This is a genomic window from Streptomyces sp. NBC_01622 (genome assembly GCF_045209635.1).
Taxonomy (GTDB): Bacteria; Actinomycetota; Actinomycetes; order Streptomycetales; family Streptomycetaceae; genus Streptomyces.
This window is the reverse complement of record NZ_CP109293.1, coordinates 3,822,099-3,836,476: the sequence shown is the minus strand read 5'-3', so window position 1 is coordinate 3,836,476 and position 14,378 is coordinate 3,822,099. Positions and strand designations below refer to the sequence as shown.

Below are 14,378 nucleotides of genomic sequence, written 5' to 3'. Positions count from 1 at the left end.
GCTCAGGCGTTGTAATTTCCGACCAGTGCATAGGTCTGTGTGGCGATCTCCAATTCCTCGTCCGTCGGCACCACCGCGACCGCGACCCGCGAGGACGCCGGCGAGATCAGCCGCGGTTCGTCACTCCGTACGGCGTTCAGCACGCCGTCGACCTCGAGCCCCAGCAGCTCCAGGCCCGCCACGGCAGCTTCCCGCACCGCACTCGCGTTCTCCCCGACTCCCGCTGTGAAGGCGACCGCGTCCACCCGCCCGAGTACCGCGCAGTAGGCGCCGATGTACTTCTTCAAACGGTGAATGTAGATGTCGAAGGCCAACTCCGCCTGTTCGTCGCCCTCGTCGATCCGGCGCAGGATCTCCCGCATGTCGTTGTCCCCGCACAACCCGATCAGACCGCTCTTCTTGTTGAGAAGAGTGTCGATCTCATCGGTGGACATTTCGCCAACACGCATCAAATGGAAGATGACGGCCGGATCCAGGTCTCCCGACCGGGTCCCCATCACCAGCCCTTCCAACGGCGTCAGCCCCATGGAGGTCTCCACGCACCGGCCTTTTTCGACCGCCGACGCGGACGCCCCGTTCCCGAGGTGCAGCACGATCACGTTGACGTCCTCGGGCGCCTTCCCCAGCAGCCTCGCCGTCGCCCGCGACACATACGCGTGCGAGGTCCCGTGGAACCCGTACCGCCGGATCCGGTACGCGTCGGCGGTCGCCACGTCGATCGCGTACCGCGCGGCCGACTCCGGCATCGTCGTGTGGAACGCGGTGTCGAACACGGCCACCTGCGGCAGATCCGGCCGCAGTGCCATCGCGGTCCGGATCCCGACCAGGTTCGCCGGATTGTGCAGCGGAGCCACCGGTATCAGCCGCTCGATCTCGGCGAGCACGACGTCGTCGATGACGGTGGGCGCGGTGAAGGTCAACCCGCCGTGCACGACCCGATGCCCGATGGCGGCCAGCTCGGGAGAGTCCAACCCGAGCCCGTCCGTGGCCAGTTGCTCCGCTACGGCCTTCAGGGCGGCCTCGTGATCGGCGATGGGGGCGATCAACTCCCGTACGGCACCGGTCGTCACGCAGGTGTGCTTGAGCCGGGAGGTCTCCTCGCCGATGCGCTCGACGAGCCCCAGGGCCAGCCGCTCGCCGCCGCGCATGTCGAGCAGCTGGTACTTCACCGACGAGGAGCCGGAGTTGAGGACGAGGACACGGGTCGCGGTCACTGCTGAGGAGCCTTCTCGTTCGGGTTCTGGGCCTGGTTCTTGGGGTTCTGCGCCTGGATCGCCGTGATGGCGACGGTGTTGACGATGTCGGAGACGAGAGCGCCCCGGGACAGGTCGTTGACCGGCTTGCGCAGCCCCTGGAGCACCGGCCCGACGGCGATCGCGCCGGCCGAACGCTGCACCGCCTTGTAGGTGTTGTTCCCGGTGTTGAGGTCGGGGAAGATCAACACGCTGGCCCGGCCCGCGACTTCGGACTCCGGCATCTTCGTGGCGGCGACACTCGGCTCGACGGCGGCGTCGTACTGGATCGGCCCCTCGATCCGCAGATCGGGCCGCCGCAGCCGGACCAGCTCCGTGGCCTCGCGCACCTTGTCGACATCGGCGCCCGAGCCGGACGTACCGGTCGAGTACGACAGCATCGCGATGCGCGCCGCGACCCCGAACTGTTCGGCGGTGGCGGCCGATTGGACGGCGATGTCGGCCAACTGCTCCGCGTTCGGGTCCGGGTTGACCGCGCAGTCGCCGTAGACGAGGACCTTGTCGGCGAGGCACATGAAGAAGACGGACGAGACGATGTCGGCGTCCGGCTTCGTCTTGATGATCTCGAAGGCGGGCCGGATGGTCGCGGCGGTGGAATGCACGGCGCCGGAGACCATCCCGTCGGCGAGGCCCGCCTGCACCATGAGCGTCCCGAAGTAGTTCACGTCGGCGACGACGTCGTAGGCCAGCTCGACGGTCACGCCCTTGTGGGCGCGGAGTTCGGCGTACTTCTCGGCGAAGCGGTCGCGGAGTCCGGAGGTCTGCGGGTCGATCAGCTGGGCGGCGCTGAGGTCGATGCCGAGGTCGGCGGCCCGCTTGCGGATCTGGTCCTCGGGCCCGAGCAGGGTCAGCTCGCAGACGCCCCGGCGCAGCAGCACCTCGGCGGCGTGCAGGACGCGGGGTTCGGTGCCCTCGGGGAGAACGATCCGGCGTTTGTCGGAGCGGGCCCGCTCCAGGAGCGTGTGCTCGAACATCATCGGGGTGAGCCGGTCGCTGCTCGGTGCCGAGACCCGCCTGAGCAGGTCACCCGTGTCGACGTACCGCTCGAAGAGGCCGAGCGCGGTCTCCGCCTTGCGCGGGGTGGCCGCGTTCAACTTCCCTTCCAGGGCGAAGAGTTCGCCGGCGGTGGGGAAGGAGTTCCCGGCCACCGAGACCACCGGGGTGCCCGGCGCGAGGCGGGCGGCGAGGGTGAGGATCCCGTCGCTCGGCACCTCGTTCAGGGTGAGCAGTACGCCGGCTATCGGCGGGGTGCCGGCGCTGTGCGCGGCCAGTGCCCCGATGACGAGGTCGGCACGGTCGCCCGGGGTGACGACCAGCGCGCCGGAGGTCAGCGCCTTGAGGAAGTTGGGCAGCATGGCCCCGCCGAACACGAAGTCCAGCGCGTCGCGAGCGAGCCCCGAGTCGTCCCCCAGCAGCACCCTGCCGCCGAGCGCGTGGGTGATCTGCGCGACGGTCGGCGCGGAGAGCGCGGGCTCGTCCGGTACGACGTAACAGGGCACCGGCAGCCGGGCGGTGAGTCGCTGGGCGATCTCCTCCCGGTCCTCGCGGGCGACCCGGTTGGTGACCATGGCGAGGACGTCGCAGCCGAGGCCGTCGTAGGCGCGATACGCGTTGCGGGTCTCCGCGAGCACCGACTCGGAGGTTTGCTTGCGCCCGCCGACGACGGGGATGACGGACGCGCCGAACTCGTTCGCGAGGCGGGCGTTGAGGGCCAGCTCGTCCGGGAACTGGGTGTCGGCGAAGTCGGTGCCGAGGACGAGGACGACGTCGTAGTCACGGGCGACGAGATGGAACCGCTCGACGAGCGTCGACACCAGTTCGTCGGTGCCCTGCTCGGCCTGGAGAGCGGACGCCTCGTGGTAGTCCATGCCGTAGACGGTCGCCGGGTCCTGGGAGAGCCGGTAGCGGGCGCGCAGCAGTTCGAACAGCCGATCGGGATCGTCGTGGACGAGGGGACGGAACACCCCCACCCGGTCGACCTGCCGCGTCAGGAGCTCCATGACCCCCAGCTCGACGACCTGACGGCCGTCGCCGCGGTCGATCCCGGTCACGTACACGCTGCGGGTCACGCGTGGTCTCCCTCTCCGGTCTCTTCGGTCTCTCCGGTCATAAAAATCGCCCACCGAGGTGAGCAGAACCCTCTTGACAATACCTCCGGGGGTGGTTAAGGCGCCCCTCGGTCCGGCGGGAGCGGCACCGCCCTGAGGGACGTGAAACAATTGAGTCCGGCTCACCGGTCTCAACAGCGAGCAGGAGACACAGCACGATGCGCATCGGAGTTCTCACCGCAGGCGGCGACTGCCCCGGCCTGAACGCAGTGATCCGATCGGTCGTCCACCGAGCGGTCGACAACTACGGCGACGAGGTCATCGGCTTCGAGGACGGCTACGCCGGACTGCTCGAAGGCCACTACCGCACCCTCGACCTCGACGCCGTCAGCGGCATTCTCGCCCGCGGCGGCACGATCCTCGGCTCTTCCCGGCTGGAGCGTGACCGGCTGCGCGAGGCCTGCGAGAACGCGCTCGACATCGCGCGAGACTTCGGCATCGACGCGCTGATCCCGATCGGCGGCGAGGGCACCCTGACGGCGGCGCGCATGCTGTCGGACGCGGGCCTGCCGGTGGTCGGGGTTCCCAAGACGATCGACAACGACATCTCGTCGACGGACCGGACGTTCGGCTTCGACACGGCGGTGGGGGTGGCGACGGAGGCGATGGACCGCCTCAAGACGACCGCGGAATCCCACCAACGAGTGATGGTCGTCGAGGTCATGGGCCGGCACGCGGGCTGGATCGCGCTGGAGTCCGGGATGGCGGCGGGCGCCCACGGCATCTGCCTGCCCGAGCGCCCCTTCGACCCCGCCGACCTGGTCAAGATGGTCGAGGAACGCTTCGCCCGCGGCAAGCGGTTCGCCGTCGTCTGCGTCGCCGAGGGCGCGCACCCCGCCGAGGGCTCCATGGACTACGGCAAGGGCGAGATCGACGCGTTCGGCCACGAGCGCTTCCAGGGCATCGGTACGGCACTGGCGTACGAACTCGAACGCCGCCTCGGCAAGGAGGCCAAGCCGGTCATCCTCGGCCACATCCAGCGCGGCGGCGTACCGACCGCGTACGACCGGGTGCTCGCGACGCGCTTCGGCTGGCACGCGGTGGAGGCGGCGCACCGGGGCGACTTCGGGCGGATGACGGCGCTGCGCGGCACGGACGTGGTGATGGTGCCGCTGGCGGAGGCGGTCACCGAGCTGAAGAGGGTACCGAAGGACCGGATGGACGAGGCGGAGTCGGTTTTCTAGGTCCGGTACGGCGGGTTCGGTCCGGCCCGTTCGTTCGGTCCGCCGTGTTCAGTGGGTGCTCCTCTCGACCATGGCCCAGAAGCGGTCGATGATCTGGTCGAGGAAGTCGCGGCCGGCCTCGCTCGCGTCGCCGGGGGAGTTGCCGCCGGCCCAGCTGAGGGTGGCCAGCATCTGCCCCTGGTAGTCCTGGTGGAGTTCCTTGAGGGAGTCCTCCAGGAGACGCCGGTCCAGGGGCACCATTTTGCCGATCGGCCGCACGTAGGCCTGCCAGCGGGTGGTCACCGCGCTGCGCAGCAGCTCCGCGAGCTTGGCGTCGCGTCCGGTGACGCTGATGAAGTCGGGCAGCGAGAGGTCGAGCAGATCGGCGAGCGCGGCGGACTGGCGCTCGGTGCCGCGCCACTCGTCGTTCTCCTCCATCCGCAAATACACGAGGAGTTCGAGCCCGACGGCACGCGCGAGGTCCTCCGGCGCGAGGCCACGGGCGAGGCGGTGCTCACGCAGCGTGCGTGGCTTACCGATGAGTTCACCCGCGGAACACCACAACACGCCCGCGAGCGCGGTGAGTTCAGGACTCGACGGCGCGGTGAGCCCACGCTCCCAGGCGATGACCAGGTCCGGAGTGACATAGGGCAGCCCGAACGAGGCACGCATTCCGTACGCGACGTGTTCGGGACCCATGTTCAGAGCGGTCCTGAGCCTGCGGGCGGCGGGGGCGTTGAACGGCGGTGTGGGCGGCGTGGACTGGCTGTGTCGAGCTGGGGGTCGGCGCACGGGGCACAAGTTAGGGGCGCCTGGGTGCGGTGACTACGGTCTGTTCGGCCAGGATTACGGATTGTATGAATGTACGGATTCGGTCGGGTGGGGGAGATCGAATGCGGCTGGGGGTGGTGTGCGTGGTGACGGTGCGTGGCGGTCGGGGGTGCCGGTTGGTGACCGAGGTGCGGTGAATATGCCGATCTACCTTGCCATTTGCCGGGGCGGGGGGCATTGGCCGAGGGGGCGGGGGCGGTGGGGCGGTCTCGGTTGTGTGGGCGGGGGTCGAAGGGGAGTGCGTTTGTGGTGGGGGTGATGATCGGGTGTGGGGGGTAGTGGGGGGTGGCGGGATCTCGACGGTGGGGGTGTGTGCAGAGTCTCCGGGCGGTTGTTCCGGTGCGTTGCGTATCGACGAGGGCAACGAGCACCGCCTGCCGGGGGAACTCCTTCGGCTTGGCCTCCCCGGATAGGTCGATCACGGGCGACCAGCGCTGATGCCTCGTGACGGCCTAGGCTTCGAGGGGTGATTGAGACCATCGTGTTCGACGTCGGCGAGACGATCACCCGAGACGACCGGTACTGGCAGTCGTGGGCCGACTGGCTCGACGTCCCCCGCCACACCCTCTCCGCGCTGGTCGGAGCCGTCGTGGCCCGGGGCCAGGACAACGCGGAGGCGTTGCGCCTCGTCCGTCCCGGCATCGACATCGCCGCCGAATACCGCGCTCGCGAAACGGCCGGCCATGGCGAGTACCTCGACGAGAGCGACCTCTACGACGATGTCCGCCCGGCCCTGTCCGCGCTTCGCGAACTCGGAGTGCGGGTCATCGTCGCCGGCAACCAGACTCCCCGCGCCGGCGAGTTGCTGCGCGCCCTCGACCTGCCCGCGGACCTCGTCGTCACGTCGGGGGAGTGGGGCGTGGCGAAGCCGCAACTCGGGTTCTTCGAGCGCGTGCTTGAGGTGGCTCAGGCAGCGCCGGACCGGACGGTCTACGTCGGCGACCATCCGGCAAACGACATCTTTCCCGCCAAGCGGGCGGGGCTGCGCGTCGCGCATGTCCGCCGCGGTCCATGGGGGCATCTGTGGGCGGACGACGCAAAGGTTGTGGCGGCGGCGGACTGGCGTATCGACGGTCTGGGCCGGCTCACGTCGATCGTGGCGGACTGACGGAAGCGGCTTGGCCCCGCGGGCCCTGCCCGATGGGGCCGTTCGCGCGCACGCGCTGTTTCGGTGTCGGTACGGTTTGGAGCAGACGCCCTCAAGTGGAGCCCGTATGACCGTGTTCGCGAGCGACGGAGTCGGCAGGCGGATCGCCTACTACCGCAGTGTCGTACGTCCGAAGATGACGCAGCAACAGCTCGCCGATGCGGCAGGTGTCGCTCTGGGAACCATCCGCAAGATCGAACGCGGTGAACGCGGCGTCACGGACACCCCACTCGAAGCCATCGCGCATGCGCTGGGCGTCGATCCGGCGCGGCTGCGGGCCGATCGACGTCCCGCACAAGGGGCCGTCCATGACGCGCTGCCCACGCTGTCCGCCGCGATCGCCGCCTACGACGTGCCCGAGGACGGCCCGACACGCTCCCTGTGCAGCCTGCGCGCGGCCGTGGACGAGGCCGTCGACTGGCGACTGGGCGCCCAATACACGCGTATCGTCCGCACGCTCCCCGAGCTGATCGCCGAACTCACGCGCGCCTACCACCAGACCACCGCCCACGAGCGGTCCGAACTGGCCGCCCTCCTGGTCAGTGCCTACCGCTCCGCCGACGCCGTCGCCTACAAGTACGGTGCCCGCGACCTGTCCGCGCGCCTGGTCGAACTGATGCGGTGGGCCGCTCCCGAGGCTGGAGACGCGCTGCTAACGGCGTCCGTCGCCTACGTCCGCACCGAGACGTTCTTCGCGGCCCACGCATACGCCGCCGGGCTGCGCGCCCTGGAACACGCGCTGGATTCCGCACCTGCCCCCAATGAGCCGCCGGAGATCGCGACCCGCGGCGCGCTCCACATGAGGGCCGCAGTGATCGCCGGCCGAGCACGCGATGCCGCCGCCGCGGCCACCCACCTGCGGGAAGCCCGCCTTCTCGCGGACCAGGTCACCGAGGGCGTGCGCTACGGCACCGCGTTCGGCCCCGACTCCGTTCGCATCCACGAGGTGTCCGTCGCGGTCAGCCTCGGCGACGGACACGTAGGCCGCGCTCTCGACATCGCCAACGAATGGAAACCGCCTGTCGATCTGCCTGCCGAGCGACGTTCCGGTTTCTACATCGAACTCGCCCGCGCCCAACTCTGGTCCGGCCTTCCCGATGACGCCTTCGAGTCGTTGCAGGCCGCTCGGCGAATCGCCCCGCAACACACCCGCGAGCATCCCTGGGTCCGTGAAGATGCCGCGACGTTGCGCCGGTTGAAGCGAGCCGACTCGGAGACCCTCACCAATTTCGCCGAATGGTGCGCCGCCACCTGAGCGAACCACCCCAACTACCCCTCCCCGGGGTACTTGTGGCCTTCTCGCGCCCTCACCATCTGTCGCACGCCACCGGACGCCTACGCCGAGTCCGCCTTCAGAGACGATGCCGAGCCCACGTTCTGCTGGACGCAGTACGCCGGTCACGGCCGCGGTCCCGAACTGCTCGGCGACCCGCGCAGCGTGCTGGAGATCGGGTGCGGGACCGGTCGCGCTCTCGCGCACCTTGCAGGGCGGGGCGTCAACGCGCAGGGTGTTGACCTCTCGCCGGTCATGGTCAAGAAGGCGAGCGAACGGTGGGGCGGTACCGGTGCCAAGTTCGCTTGTGGGGAGGTTCTGGAGTACCTCGGCTCGTGCGAGGACAGCTACGACGCGGTCTACTCGATCTTTGGTGCGGCCTGGTTCACCGACCCGAGTCGGCTCTTCCCGCTCGTACGGGCTCGACTCAACCCGGTTGGTGTCTTTGTGTTCTCCCAGCCGCCGGCGATCCCTGGTGCTTATGGTCCGCAGGGTATGTACAAGGGAGGTTTCGCGGGCAAGGCGATGTTCACTTACCGGTACAGCTATCGGCCTGCTGTTTGGGAACGGTTGCTGACTCGGGCCGGGTTCTCGTCGGCTGTGGCGGCCGTCCTTGATGCGCCGGAGCCTGGTCATATTGGGACGTTGATCGTGCGTGGTGAGGCTTAGCGTCAGGTCACGACTAACCGGACCGGTATGCGTGGTACTTCCATCGCTGGTTGGCGGCGGCTTGCCGTGGGCGGCGGCGTGTGGCGTTGCGGGAGTTGGCTTGCGTGGTGTGGGGAGTGGTGGTCATTGCTGTTCTTCGGCTTGGGCACGGGCTCGGGCCGCTTCGGTGGGGGCCTTGGCTCGGGTGTAGGCGTCGGCCGACTGGAGATAGCAAGTGCGCGCCTCGGCGGGGCGGGCGGCGTCACGGTGGGCGATGGCCAGGTTGGAGAGGGTGCGACCCGTCTCGCGTCCCCGGCAGCCACCGCAACCAGTCATCCGCCGCATCCGCCCACCCATACCCGGGCCCGCGACCTGCACCAGGCCGTTGGGGACCGTCAGGGGGAAGCCAGGGCGTGGAACAACCTCGGTGCCACCTTGTGGGAGGCGGGCCGGGTGGAGGAGGCAGTTGAAGCGTGCGAGAAGGCCCTGGAGGGTTTCCGGGAGTTCGACGACTGGTTCCGGGCGGGCCAAACGCTCTCGAACCTGGCTCTCCTCCACCAGCATGCGGCCCGCCCCGCCGAGGCCCGCAGCCACTACCTCCAGTCTGCCGACGCCTACACCCGGGCCAACGCCCCCACCGAAGCCGCCCGAGCCCGCACCCGGGCCAACACCATCACCCCTTAACAGCCCCACCCAAAGCAAACCCCCCACCCAACCGCCGCGCCACCAGCACATACAACAAAATCACCGGCGTCGAATAAACAACCGAGAACGCGGCCAGCTGCCCATACGCCACCATCCCCCGATTCCCGAAGAACTCATTGATGCTCACGCTCGCCGGCATCTGGTCCGGCGTGAGCAGCAGCATGAACGGGACGAAGAAGTTCCCCCACATCATCACGAACGAGAAGACGGTCACCACCGCGACGCCCGGCCCCATCAGCGGAAGAACAATCCGTACGAGGGACTGGAATGACGACGCGCCGTCCGTCCACGCGGCCTCCTCCAGTTCCTTCGGTACGCCGTCCATGAAGTTCTTCATCAGCCAGATGGCGAAGGGGAGTTGGGAGGCGGCGAAGAAGAAGATCGTGCCCTGCATCGTGTCGATGAGGTTCACCTGCACGAACAATGCGTACACCGGCACCATGATCGCCGTGATCGGCAGGCTTGTTGCGAAGAGAATCGTCAGCAGGAACGGGCGATTGAGCCGTGACCGGAACCGTGACAGCGGATACGCCGCCAGCGCCGAGCACACCACCGTCAGCAGTGTCCCGAAGCCGCACAGGATCAGGCTGTTGAGGAGGGGGGTGAAGGTGATGTCCGAGTTCAGGATCGCGTGGAAGTTGTCCAGGGTCAGGCCGTCGGGGGTCTTCACCTTGAGGTCCGCGTGGGGGTCGAGGGACGAGAGGATCACCCAGAGGAGCGGGAGCGCGAACGTCGCCGCGACCACCAGCAGCCCCGCGTCCGCCGCCAGGCGTCGGCTTGTGCGGCGGGAGGAGAGGGTGAGTGCCATGGGTCAGACCTCCGTTCGCAGCAGGCGCATGTAGATCACCGAGAAGACCGAGCCGACCAGGAGCAGGAGCAGCGCGACCGCCGTGGCGTAGCCGATCATGCTGTTCTGGAAGGCCTGTTCGTACATGTAGAGGGGGAGGGTCTGGCTCTTGTTTCCCGGGCCGCCTCTTGTCATTACCCAGATCAGGCCGAAGACGGAGAGGGTCTGGAGGGTGTTGAGCATGAGGTTCGTGCCGATCGAGCGGCGGATCATCGGCAGCGTGATGTGCCACATGCGGCGCCAGCCGCCCGCGCCGTCGACTTCTGCCGCTTCCGTGATCTCCTTGGGGATTTCGTTCAGGGCCGCTGAGTAGACCAGCATCGAGAACGCCGTTCCCCGCCACACGTTCGCGAACGACACCGCCAGGATCGGAAGCGTGAACAGCCAGTTCTGGGACGGGAGATGGAGCCAGTCCAGGATGGCGTTCAGGGTGCCTTCGCGGCGGAAGAAGGCGTAGAGGAGGAAGCCCGCCACCACTTCCGGGAGAACCCATGCCGTGATCACGATCGCGCCCGTGAGGGTGCGGACCGGTTTCGAGGCGCGTTGCATGAGGGTGGCGAGCGCCAGGCCGAGGGTGTTCTGGCCGACCAGGGACGACAACACCGTGAACACCAGTGTCAGCCAGACCGCGTTGAGGAATTCCGAGTCCTTGAAGGCCGTACGGAAATTCGCGAAACCCACGAAGGACGAGTGGGCCTGGCCGGTGAGTTGGAGGTCGGTGAAGGCGATGTACGCGCAGTAGCCGATCGGGACGGCCAGGAAGAGGAGCAGGAGGGTCAGGGCGGGGGAGAGGGGGAGGAGGTGGGTGAGGACGCGGCGGAGGGTGCGGTGGTCTTTGCGGGGGTTTCGGTGGTGCGCGGACTGTCGGGGGGCCGGGCCCGGGGCGGCGGACTTCGCCGCGTCCGGGCCCGCCGCTTGCCGGGGTGCGGTGGTCACTTCTGGGTGACCTGGTTGTCCGTGGCCGACTTGAGCTCGTCGTCGTACGAACTCGCCGCCTTGTCAACCGACATGTCGCCCGTCGTCACGCCCTCCATCGCCTCCTGGATCGCGGTGGAGACCTTCGGGTACGCCGGGTACGCGGGCCGGTAGTGCGTGCTTGCCACCAGGTCCGTGAAGAACTTGATGCCGGGCTGCGCGTTGGCGTAGGCGGGGTCGGCGGCGACGTCCTTCCGTACGGAGATACCGGAGTTGGCGATGTACCACTTCTCCGCGTTCGCCTTCGTCTGCATCGTCTTGATGAAGTCGAAGGCCAGGTCGGGGTTGCCGGCCTTGGTGGGGATCGCCCAGGTCCAGCCGCCGGACACGCTCACCTTGCCGGGGGCCTGGCCGTTCTGCGTGGGCATGTACGCGAGCCCCAACTCCTGTGACCACTGCGGCCATTCGTGCCCGCTGCCCTTCAACCACGCCTGCGGCAGCCAGGATCCGTCGAGGGCGATACCGAGTTTGCCCTTGGGGAGGAGTTCACCGGCCACGTACGTCTGGATGTTGGGGTCGAGGGCGTCGGAGACGTCCGGGCCGAGCTTGTCCTTGTAGACCGTGTGGACGAAGGAGAGGGCGTCCTTGAAACCTTGGCTGCCGGCGATCCACTTCTTCGACGACTTGTCGTAAAGGGGGTCCGTGGTGCCGTCGTTGGTGCCGTAGAGCAGCATCTCGAAGCCCTGCATGGTGGCGGCTTCGCCCGCCGGTTTGCCCGTGTAGACGTTGAGGGGGGTGACGTTGGGGACCTTCTGCTTGATCGTGCGGGCCGCGGCGAGGACGTCGTCCCACGTCTTCGGCTGCCAATTCGCGGGCAGGCCCGCCTTCTTGAAGATTCCCTTGTCGAACCACAGGCCGCGGGTGTCCGTGCCGTCCGGGACGCCGTACGTCTTCCCGTCCTCGGCCTTCGCGGCCGACTTCGCCGTGTCGACGAACTGGTTCCAGTCCGGCCACTTGGAGAGGTAGGAGTCGAGGGGCTTGAGGTAGCCGGACGTGATGTCGCTGTTGATGAGGAACGTGTCCTCGTAGACCAGGTCCGGGGCGGTCTTGGGGGAGCGGAGCATCTGCTGGAGCTTGGTGTAGTACTCCGAGTCCGGGGCCTTGATCGGGACGAGCTCGACCTTCTTGCCCGGGTACTGCTTCTCGAACTGCTTCTTCATGTCGGCGAGGTAGGTGTCCATCACCTTGATGGAGTTGTCCGTCGACTGCTTGAAGGAGATCTTGACGGTGTCCGGGCTGCTGCCGGAACCGCTGCCGCAGGCGGTGAGGGTTGTTGCGGCAAGTGCGAGGGCTGAGACTGCTGCGAGGGCGACGGCGGTGGGGCGCACGGGCACGACCTCCTACGGCTCACATCGTTGTGGCCTGGGCCTGGGGGAATGGCTGCCCGGTGAAGGTAAGTGGAGTGGTCTAGTCAGGTCAATGCGTCTGCGGCGGATTGGGCAGCTGCGGCATCTGCGGGGGCGTTGGCTCGGGTGAAGGCGGCGGCGGCCTGCAGGAAGCAGGTGCAGGCCTCGGCGGGGCGGGAGACTTGCTGGTGGGCGAGGGCCAGGTTGTAGAGGGTGCGGCCCGTTCCGTACCAGTCGTCGAACTCCCGGCATCCGTGCACGGCCTTCTCGTACGCCTCAATCGCCTCCTCCATCCGGTCCGCATCTCGCAGGGTAGTACCGACGTTGTTCCACGCCCTGGCCTCGCGCAGGCGGTCCCCGACGGCCTGGAACAGGTCGCGGGCCTGGGTGTGCGCTTTGAGGGCTTCGTCCACCCGCCCCGCCTCGCGGAGGGCGTTGCCGAGGTTGTTCCACGCCCTGGCCTCGCTGCGGCGGTCCCCGACAGCTTGGTGCAGGTCGCGGGCGCGAGTGTGGGCGTCGATTGCCTCCTCCGTCCGGCCTGTTGGCCGCAGGGCGAGGCCGAGGTTGTCCCACGCCCTGGCCTCGCTGCGGCGGTCCCCGACGGCTTGGTGCAGGTCGCGGGCGCGAGTGTGGGCGTCGATTGCCTCCTCCGCCCGGCCCGTCTCCCGCAGGGCGAGGCCGAGATTGTTCCACGCGCTGGCCTGGCCCACCCGGTTACCGCCGCAGTGTGCGGCCTCCCGCGCGACACTGCACACCGTGATCAAGTCGTCGAAAAAGCGCCGCCAGTCCAGATACTCTCCCAGGCTCACGGACAGCCGAACGGCCATGTCCGCGAACCGTTCCTCCCGCGCCCATTGCACTACCGCCACCAGTCCCACCCGCTCGGAGTCCAGCCACGCCAACGCCCCAGCCCGGTCCGCAAACCGTTCCGGAACTGGCGTCCCCGGCAGCCACTGCAGCCAGCCATCCGCCGCCCTCGCCCACCGAAAGTAGAACTCCAGCACCCGCTCCCGCCCCGCCTCCCCCTCCTCCCACAACCCCGCATCCCTCTTGACCACACCCACCCCGAACTCTCTTACCAAGTCATGAATCCGCCACCGCACGTCCGCCCCTCCCGGAACAGGCGTGACAAGGTGGGCCGCGGCAAGCTCTTCGAGCAGGGCGAACGCCCGGTCGAGGCTGAGGTCCGCCATTGCAGCGGCAGTTTCGCTGCCGACTTCCGCCGCCGGAGCCAAGGCGAGCAGACGCAGCAACCTGGCCTGCTCGGACGGCAGTTGCCGGTACGCCGCTTCGAAGACCGGTCGGATTCCGACAGCCGCCGTCCGATCCTCGGCCCCCCGCAACTCGTCCACGAGGGATGCGATGGAACGATGTCGGCGCTTCCGCAGCATGCCGGCGGTGACCCTCAGCGCGAGCGGGTGATGGCCGCAGAGCGTGGCGAGCTCCAAGACCGCCTCCGGCTCACGCGCCGCCCGATCGTCGCCCCGGTCACTGAGCCGCAGGGACCTGTCGATGAGGTCGGAGGCATCACCCGGCTTGAGGACATCAAGGTCGATCAGCCGAGCGTCCAGTTCGGTGAGCCGGTCCCGGGAAGTGACCAGCACCCGATGATGATCCGTCCCCGGCACAAGCGGCATCACCTGCCCCGCATCCGACACATTGTCGAGGACCAGCAACATCGACCCCCGCTCCTCCGCCAACAGCCGCCGATACAGCCCGTACTGCCCCGCCACCGTCTGCGGAAGATCCGGCCCCCGAACCCCCATCCCATCCAGCAGCGCGACCACCGCCTGGTCCGCCGTGACCGGATCCTCGTCGTACCCCCGAAAGTCGACGAACAGCGTCCCGCCCGGAAACCACCCGTCCCGCACCGCCCGATGCGCGGCACACAATGCCAGCGAGGTCTTCCCGATCCCGCCCAGCCCGGACACCGCGCAGATCACCACCGGCAGCTCGGACTCCGCGGCCGGGTCCAGTACCGGAAACAGCCGCGCCAAGTCCTCGTCCCGCCCGGTGAATCCCGCCGGCACCGCAGGCAACGCGGCGGTAGCCACCGGCACCGGACCGTGAACGGAACCACGG

13 protein-coding genes are annotated in these 14,378 nt (G+C 68.4%); 5 read left to right on the top strand and 8 right to left on the bottom strand.

The genetic code is table 11. From position 1 onward, the window contains the following. Window positions 1-2 precede the first annotated feature (2 nt). Together OH768_RS17045 and pta are read right to left on the bottom strand one after the other, a co-directional pair. Entirely contained in the window at window positions 3-1,214 is a 1,212-nt protein-coding gene (locus tag OH768_RS17045) for an acetate kinase (protein WP_406454513.1), read from the bottom strand. Beyond that, window positions 1,211-3,322 (bottom strand): phosphate acetyltransferase, encoded by a 2,112-nt coding sequence (pta, locus tag OH768_RS17040; RefSeq protein ID WP_406454511.1) that lies wholly within the window; start codon window positions 3,320-3,322, stop codon window positions 1,211-1,213. The genes OH768_RS17045 and pta overlap by 4 nt, the downstream gene beginning before the upstream one ends. 197 nt (window positions 3,323-3,519) lie before the next feature. Between pta and OH768_RS17035 the strand changes: the two genes are divergently transcribed. Continuing rightward, window positions 3,520-4,545 carry an ATP-dependent 6-phosphofructokinase gene (locus tag OH768_RS17035; protein WP_406454509.1) on the top strand — a complete coding sequence of 342 codons (1,026 nt, stop codon included), beginning with the start codon at window positions 3,520-3,522 and terminating at the stop codon, window positions 4,543-4,545. 48 nt (window positions 4,546-4,593) lie between these two features. On the opposite strand, the gene OH768_RS17030 is transcribed toward OH768_RS17035, so the two are convergent. Beyond that, complete coding sequence (locus OH768_RS17030) at window positions 4,594-5,223, bottom strand: XRE family transcriptional regulator (RefSeq protein WP_406465311.1); 630 nt, start codon at window positions 5,221-5,223, stop codon at window positions 4,594-4,596. 598 nt (window positions 5,224-5,821) lie between these two features. Between OH768_RS17030 and OH768_RS17025 the strand changes: the two genes are divergently transcribed. The 3 genes from OH768_RS17025 (at window position 5,822) to OH768_RS17015 (ending at window position 8,444) form a co-directional block, all read left to right on the top strand. Then, window positions 5,822-6,463, top strand: coding sequence for an HAD family hydrolase (locus OH768_RS17025; RefSeq protein WP_406454507.1), 642 nt, complete (start codon window positions 5,822-5,824; stop codon window positions 6,461-6,463). A gap of 106 nt (window positions 6,464-6,569) precedes the next feature. Next, entirely contained in the window at window positions 6,570-7,757 is a 1,188-nt protein-coding gene (locus tag OH768_RS17020) for a helix-turn-helix domain-containing protein (protein ID WP_406454505.1), read from the top strand. 33 nt (window positions 7,758-7,790) lie between these two features. Then, window positions 7,791-8,444, top strand: a complete 654-nt coding sequence (locus OH768_RS17015) for a methyltransferase domain-containing protein (protein WP_406454503.1) — start codon at window positions 7,791-7,793, stop codon at window positions 8,442-8,444. Window positions 8,445-8,567: 123 nt separating this feature from the next. Here OH768_RS17015 and OH768_RS17010 read toward each other — a convergent pair whose 3' ends face one another. Then, on the bottom strand, window positions 8,568-8,759 hold the full coding sequence (locus OH768_RS17010) for a hypothetical protein (RefSeq protein WP_406465830.1): 192 nt from the start codon (window positions 8,757-8,759) through the stop codon (window positions 8,568-8,570). On the opposite strand from OH768_RS17010, the gene OH768_RS17005 reads away from it, so the two are divergent. Continuing rightward, window positions 8,691-9,107: a tetratricopeptide repeat protein gene (locus tag OH768_RS17005; protein ID WP_406454501.1), complete on the top strand. Its 417-nt coding sequence runs from the start codon at window positions 8,691-8,693 to the stop codon at window positions 9,105-9,107. The two genes, OH768_RS17010 and OH768_RS17005, sit on opposite strands and share 69 nt — an antisense overlap. Here OH768_RS17005 and OH768_RS17000 read toward each other — a convergent pair. From OH768_RS17000 to OH768_RS16985, 4 genes are all read right to left on the bottom strand, one after another. After that, entirely contained in the window at window positions 9,097-9,936 is an 840-nt protein-coding gene (locus tag OH768_RS17000) for a carbohydrate ABC transporter permease (protein WP_406454499.1), read from the bottom strand. The genes OH768_RS17005 and OH768_RS17000 overlap by 11 nt on opposite strands. A 3-nt stretch (window positions 9,937-9,939) precedes the next feature. Beyond that, on the bottom strand, window positions 9,940-10,911 hold the full coding sequence (locus OH768_RS16995) for a carbohydrate ABC transporter permease (RefSeq protein ID WP_406454497.1): 972 nt from the start codon (window positions 10,909-10,911) through the stop codon (window positions 9,940-9,942). After that, entirely contained in the window at window positions 10,908-12,278 is a 1,371-nt protein-coding gene (locus OH768_RS16990; RefSeq protein ID WP_406454495.1) for an extracellular solute-binding protein, read from the bottom strand. The genes OH768_RS16995 and OH768_RS16990 overlap by 4 nt, the downstream gene beginning before the upstream one ends. Window positions 12,279-12,361: 83 nt before the next feature. Continuing rightward, window positions 12,362-14,350 carry a tetratricopeptide repeat protein gene (locus OH768_RS16985; RefSeq protein WP_406454493.1) on the bottom strand — a complete coding sequence of 663 codons (1,989 nt, stop codon included), beginning with the start codon at window positions 14,348-14,350 and terminating at the stop codon, window positions 12,362-12,364. Between the last annotated feature and the right edge of the window lie 28 nt (window positions 14,351-14,378).

What these genes read in the sequence shown, in the direction of transcription:
- OH768_RS17035 (WP_406454509.1), top strand. Translation starts at nt 3,520, where the DNA reads ATGCGCATCGGAGTTCTCACCGCAGGCGGCGACTGCCCCGGCCTGAAC.
- OH768_RS17010 (WP_406465830.1), bottom strand. Translation starts at nt 8,759, where the DNA reads ATGACTGGTTGCGGTGGCTGCCGGGGACGCGAGACGGGTCGCACCCTC.
- OH768_RS17000 (WP_406454499.1), bottom strand. Translation starts at nt 9,936, where the DNA reads ATGGCACTCACCCTCTCCTCCCGCCGCACAAGCCGACGCCTGGCGGCG.
- OH768_RS17020 (WP_406454505.1), top strand. Translation starts at nt 6,570, where the DNA reads ATGACCGTGTTCGCGAGCGACGGAGTCGGCAGGCGGATCGCCTACTAC.
- OH768_RS17030 (WP_406465311.1), bottom strand. Translation starts at nt 5,223, where the DNA reads ATGGGTCCCGAACACGTCGCGTACGGAATGCGTGCCTCGTTCGGGCTG.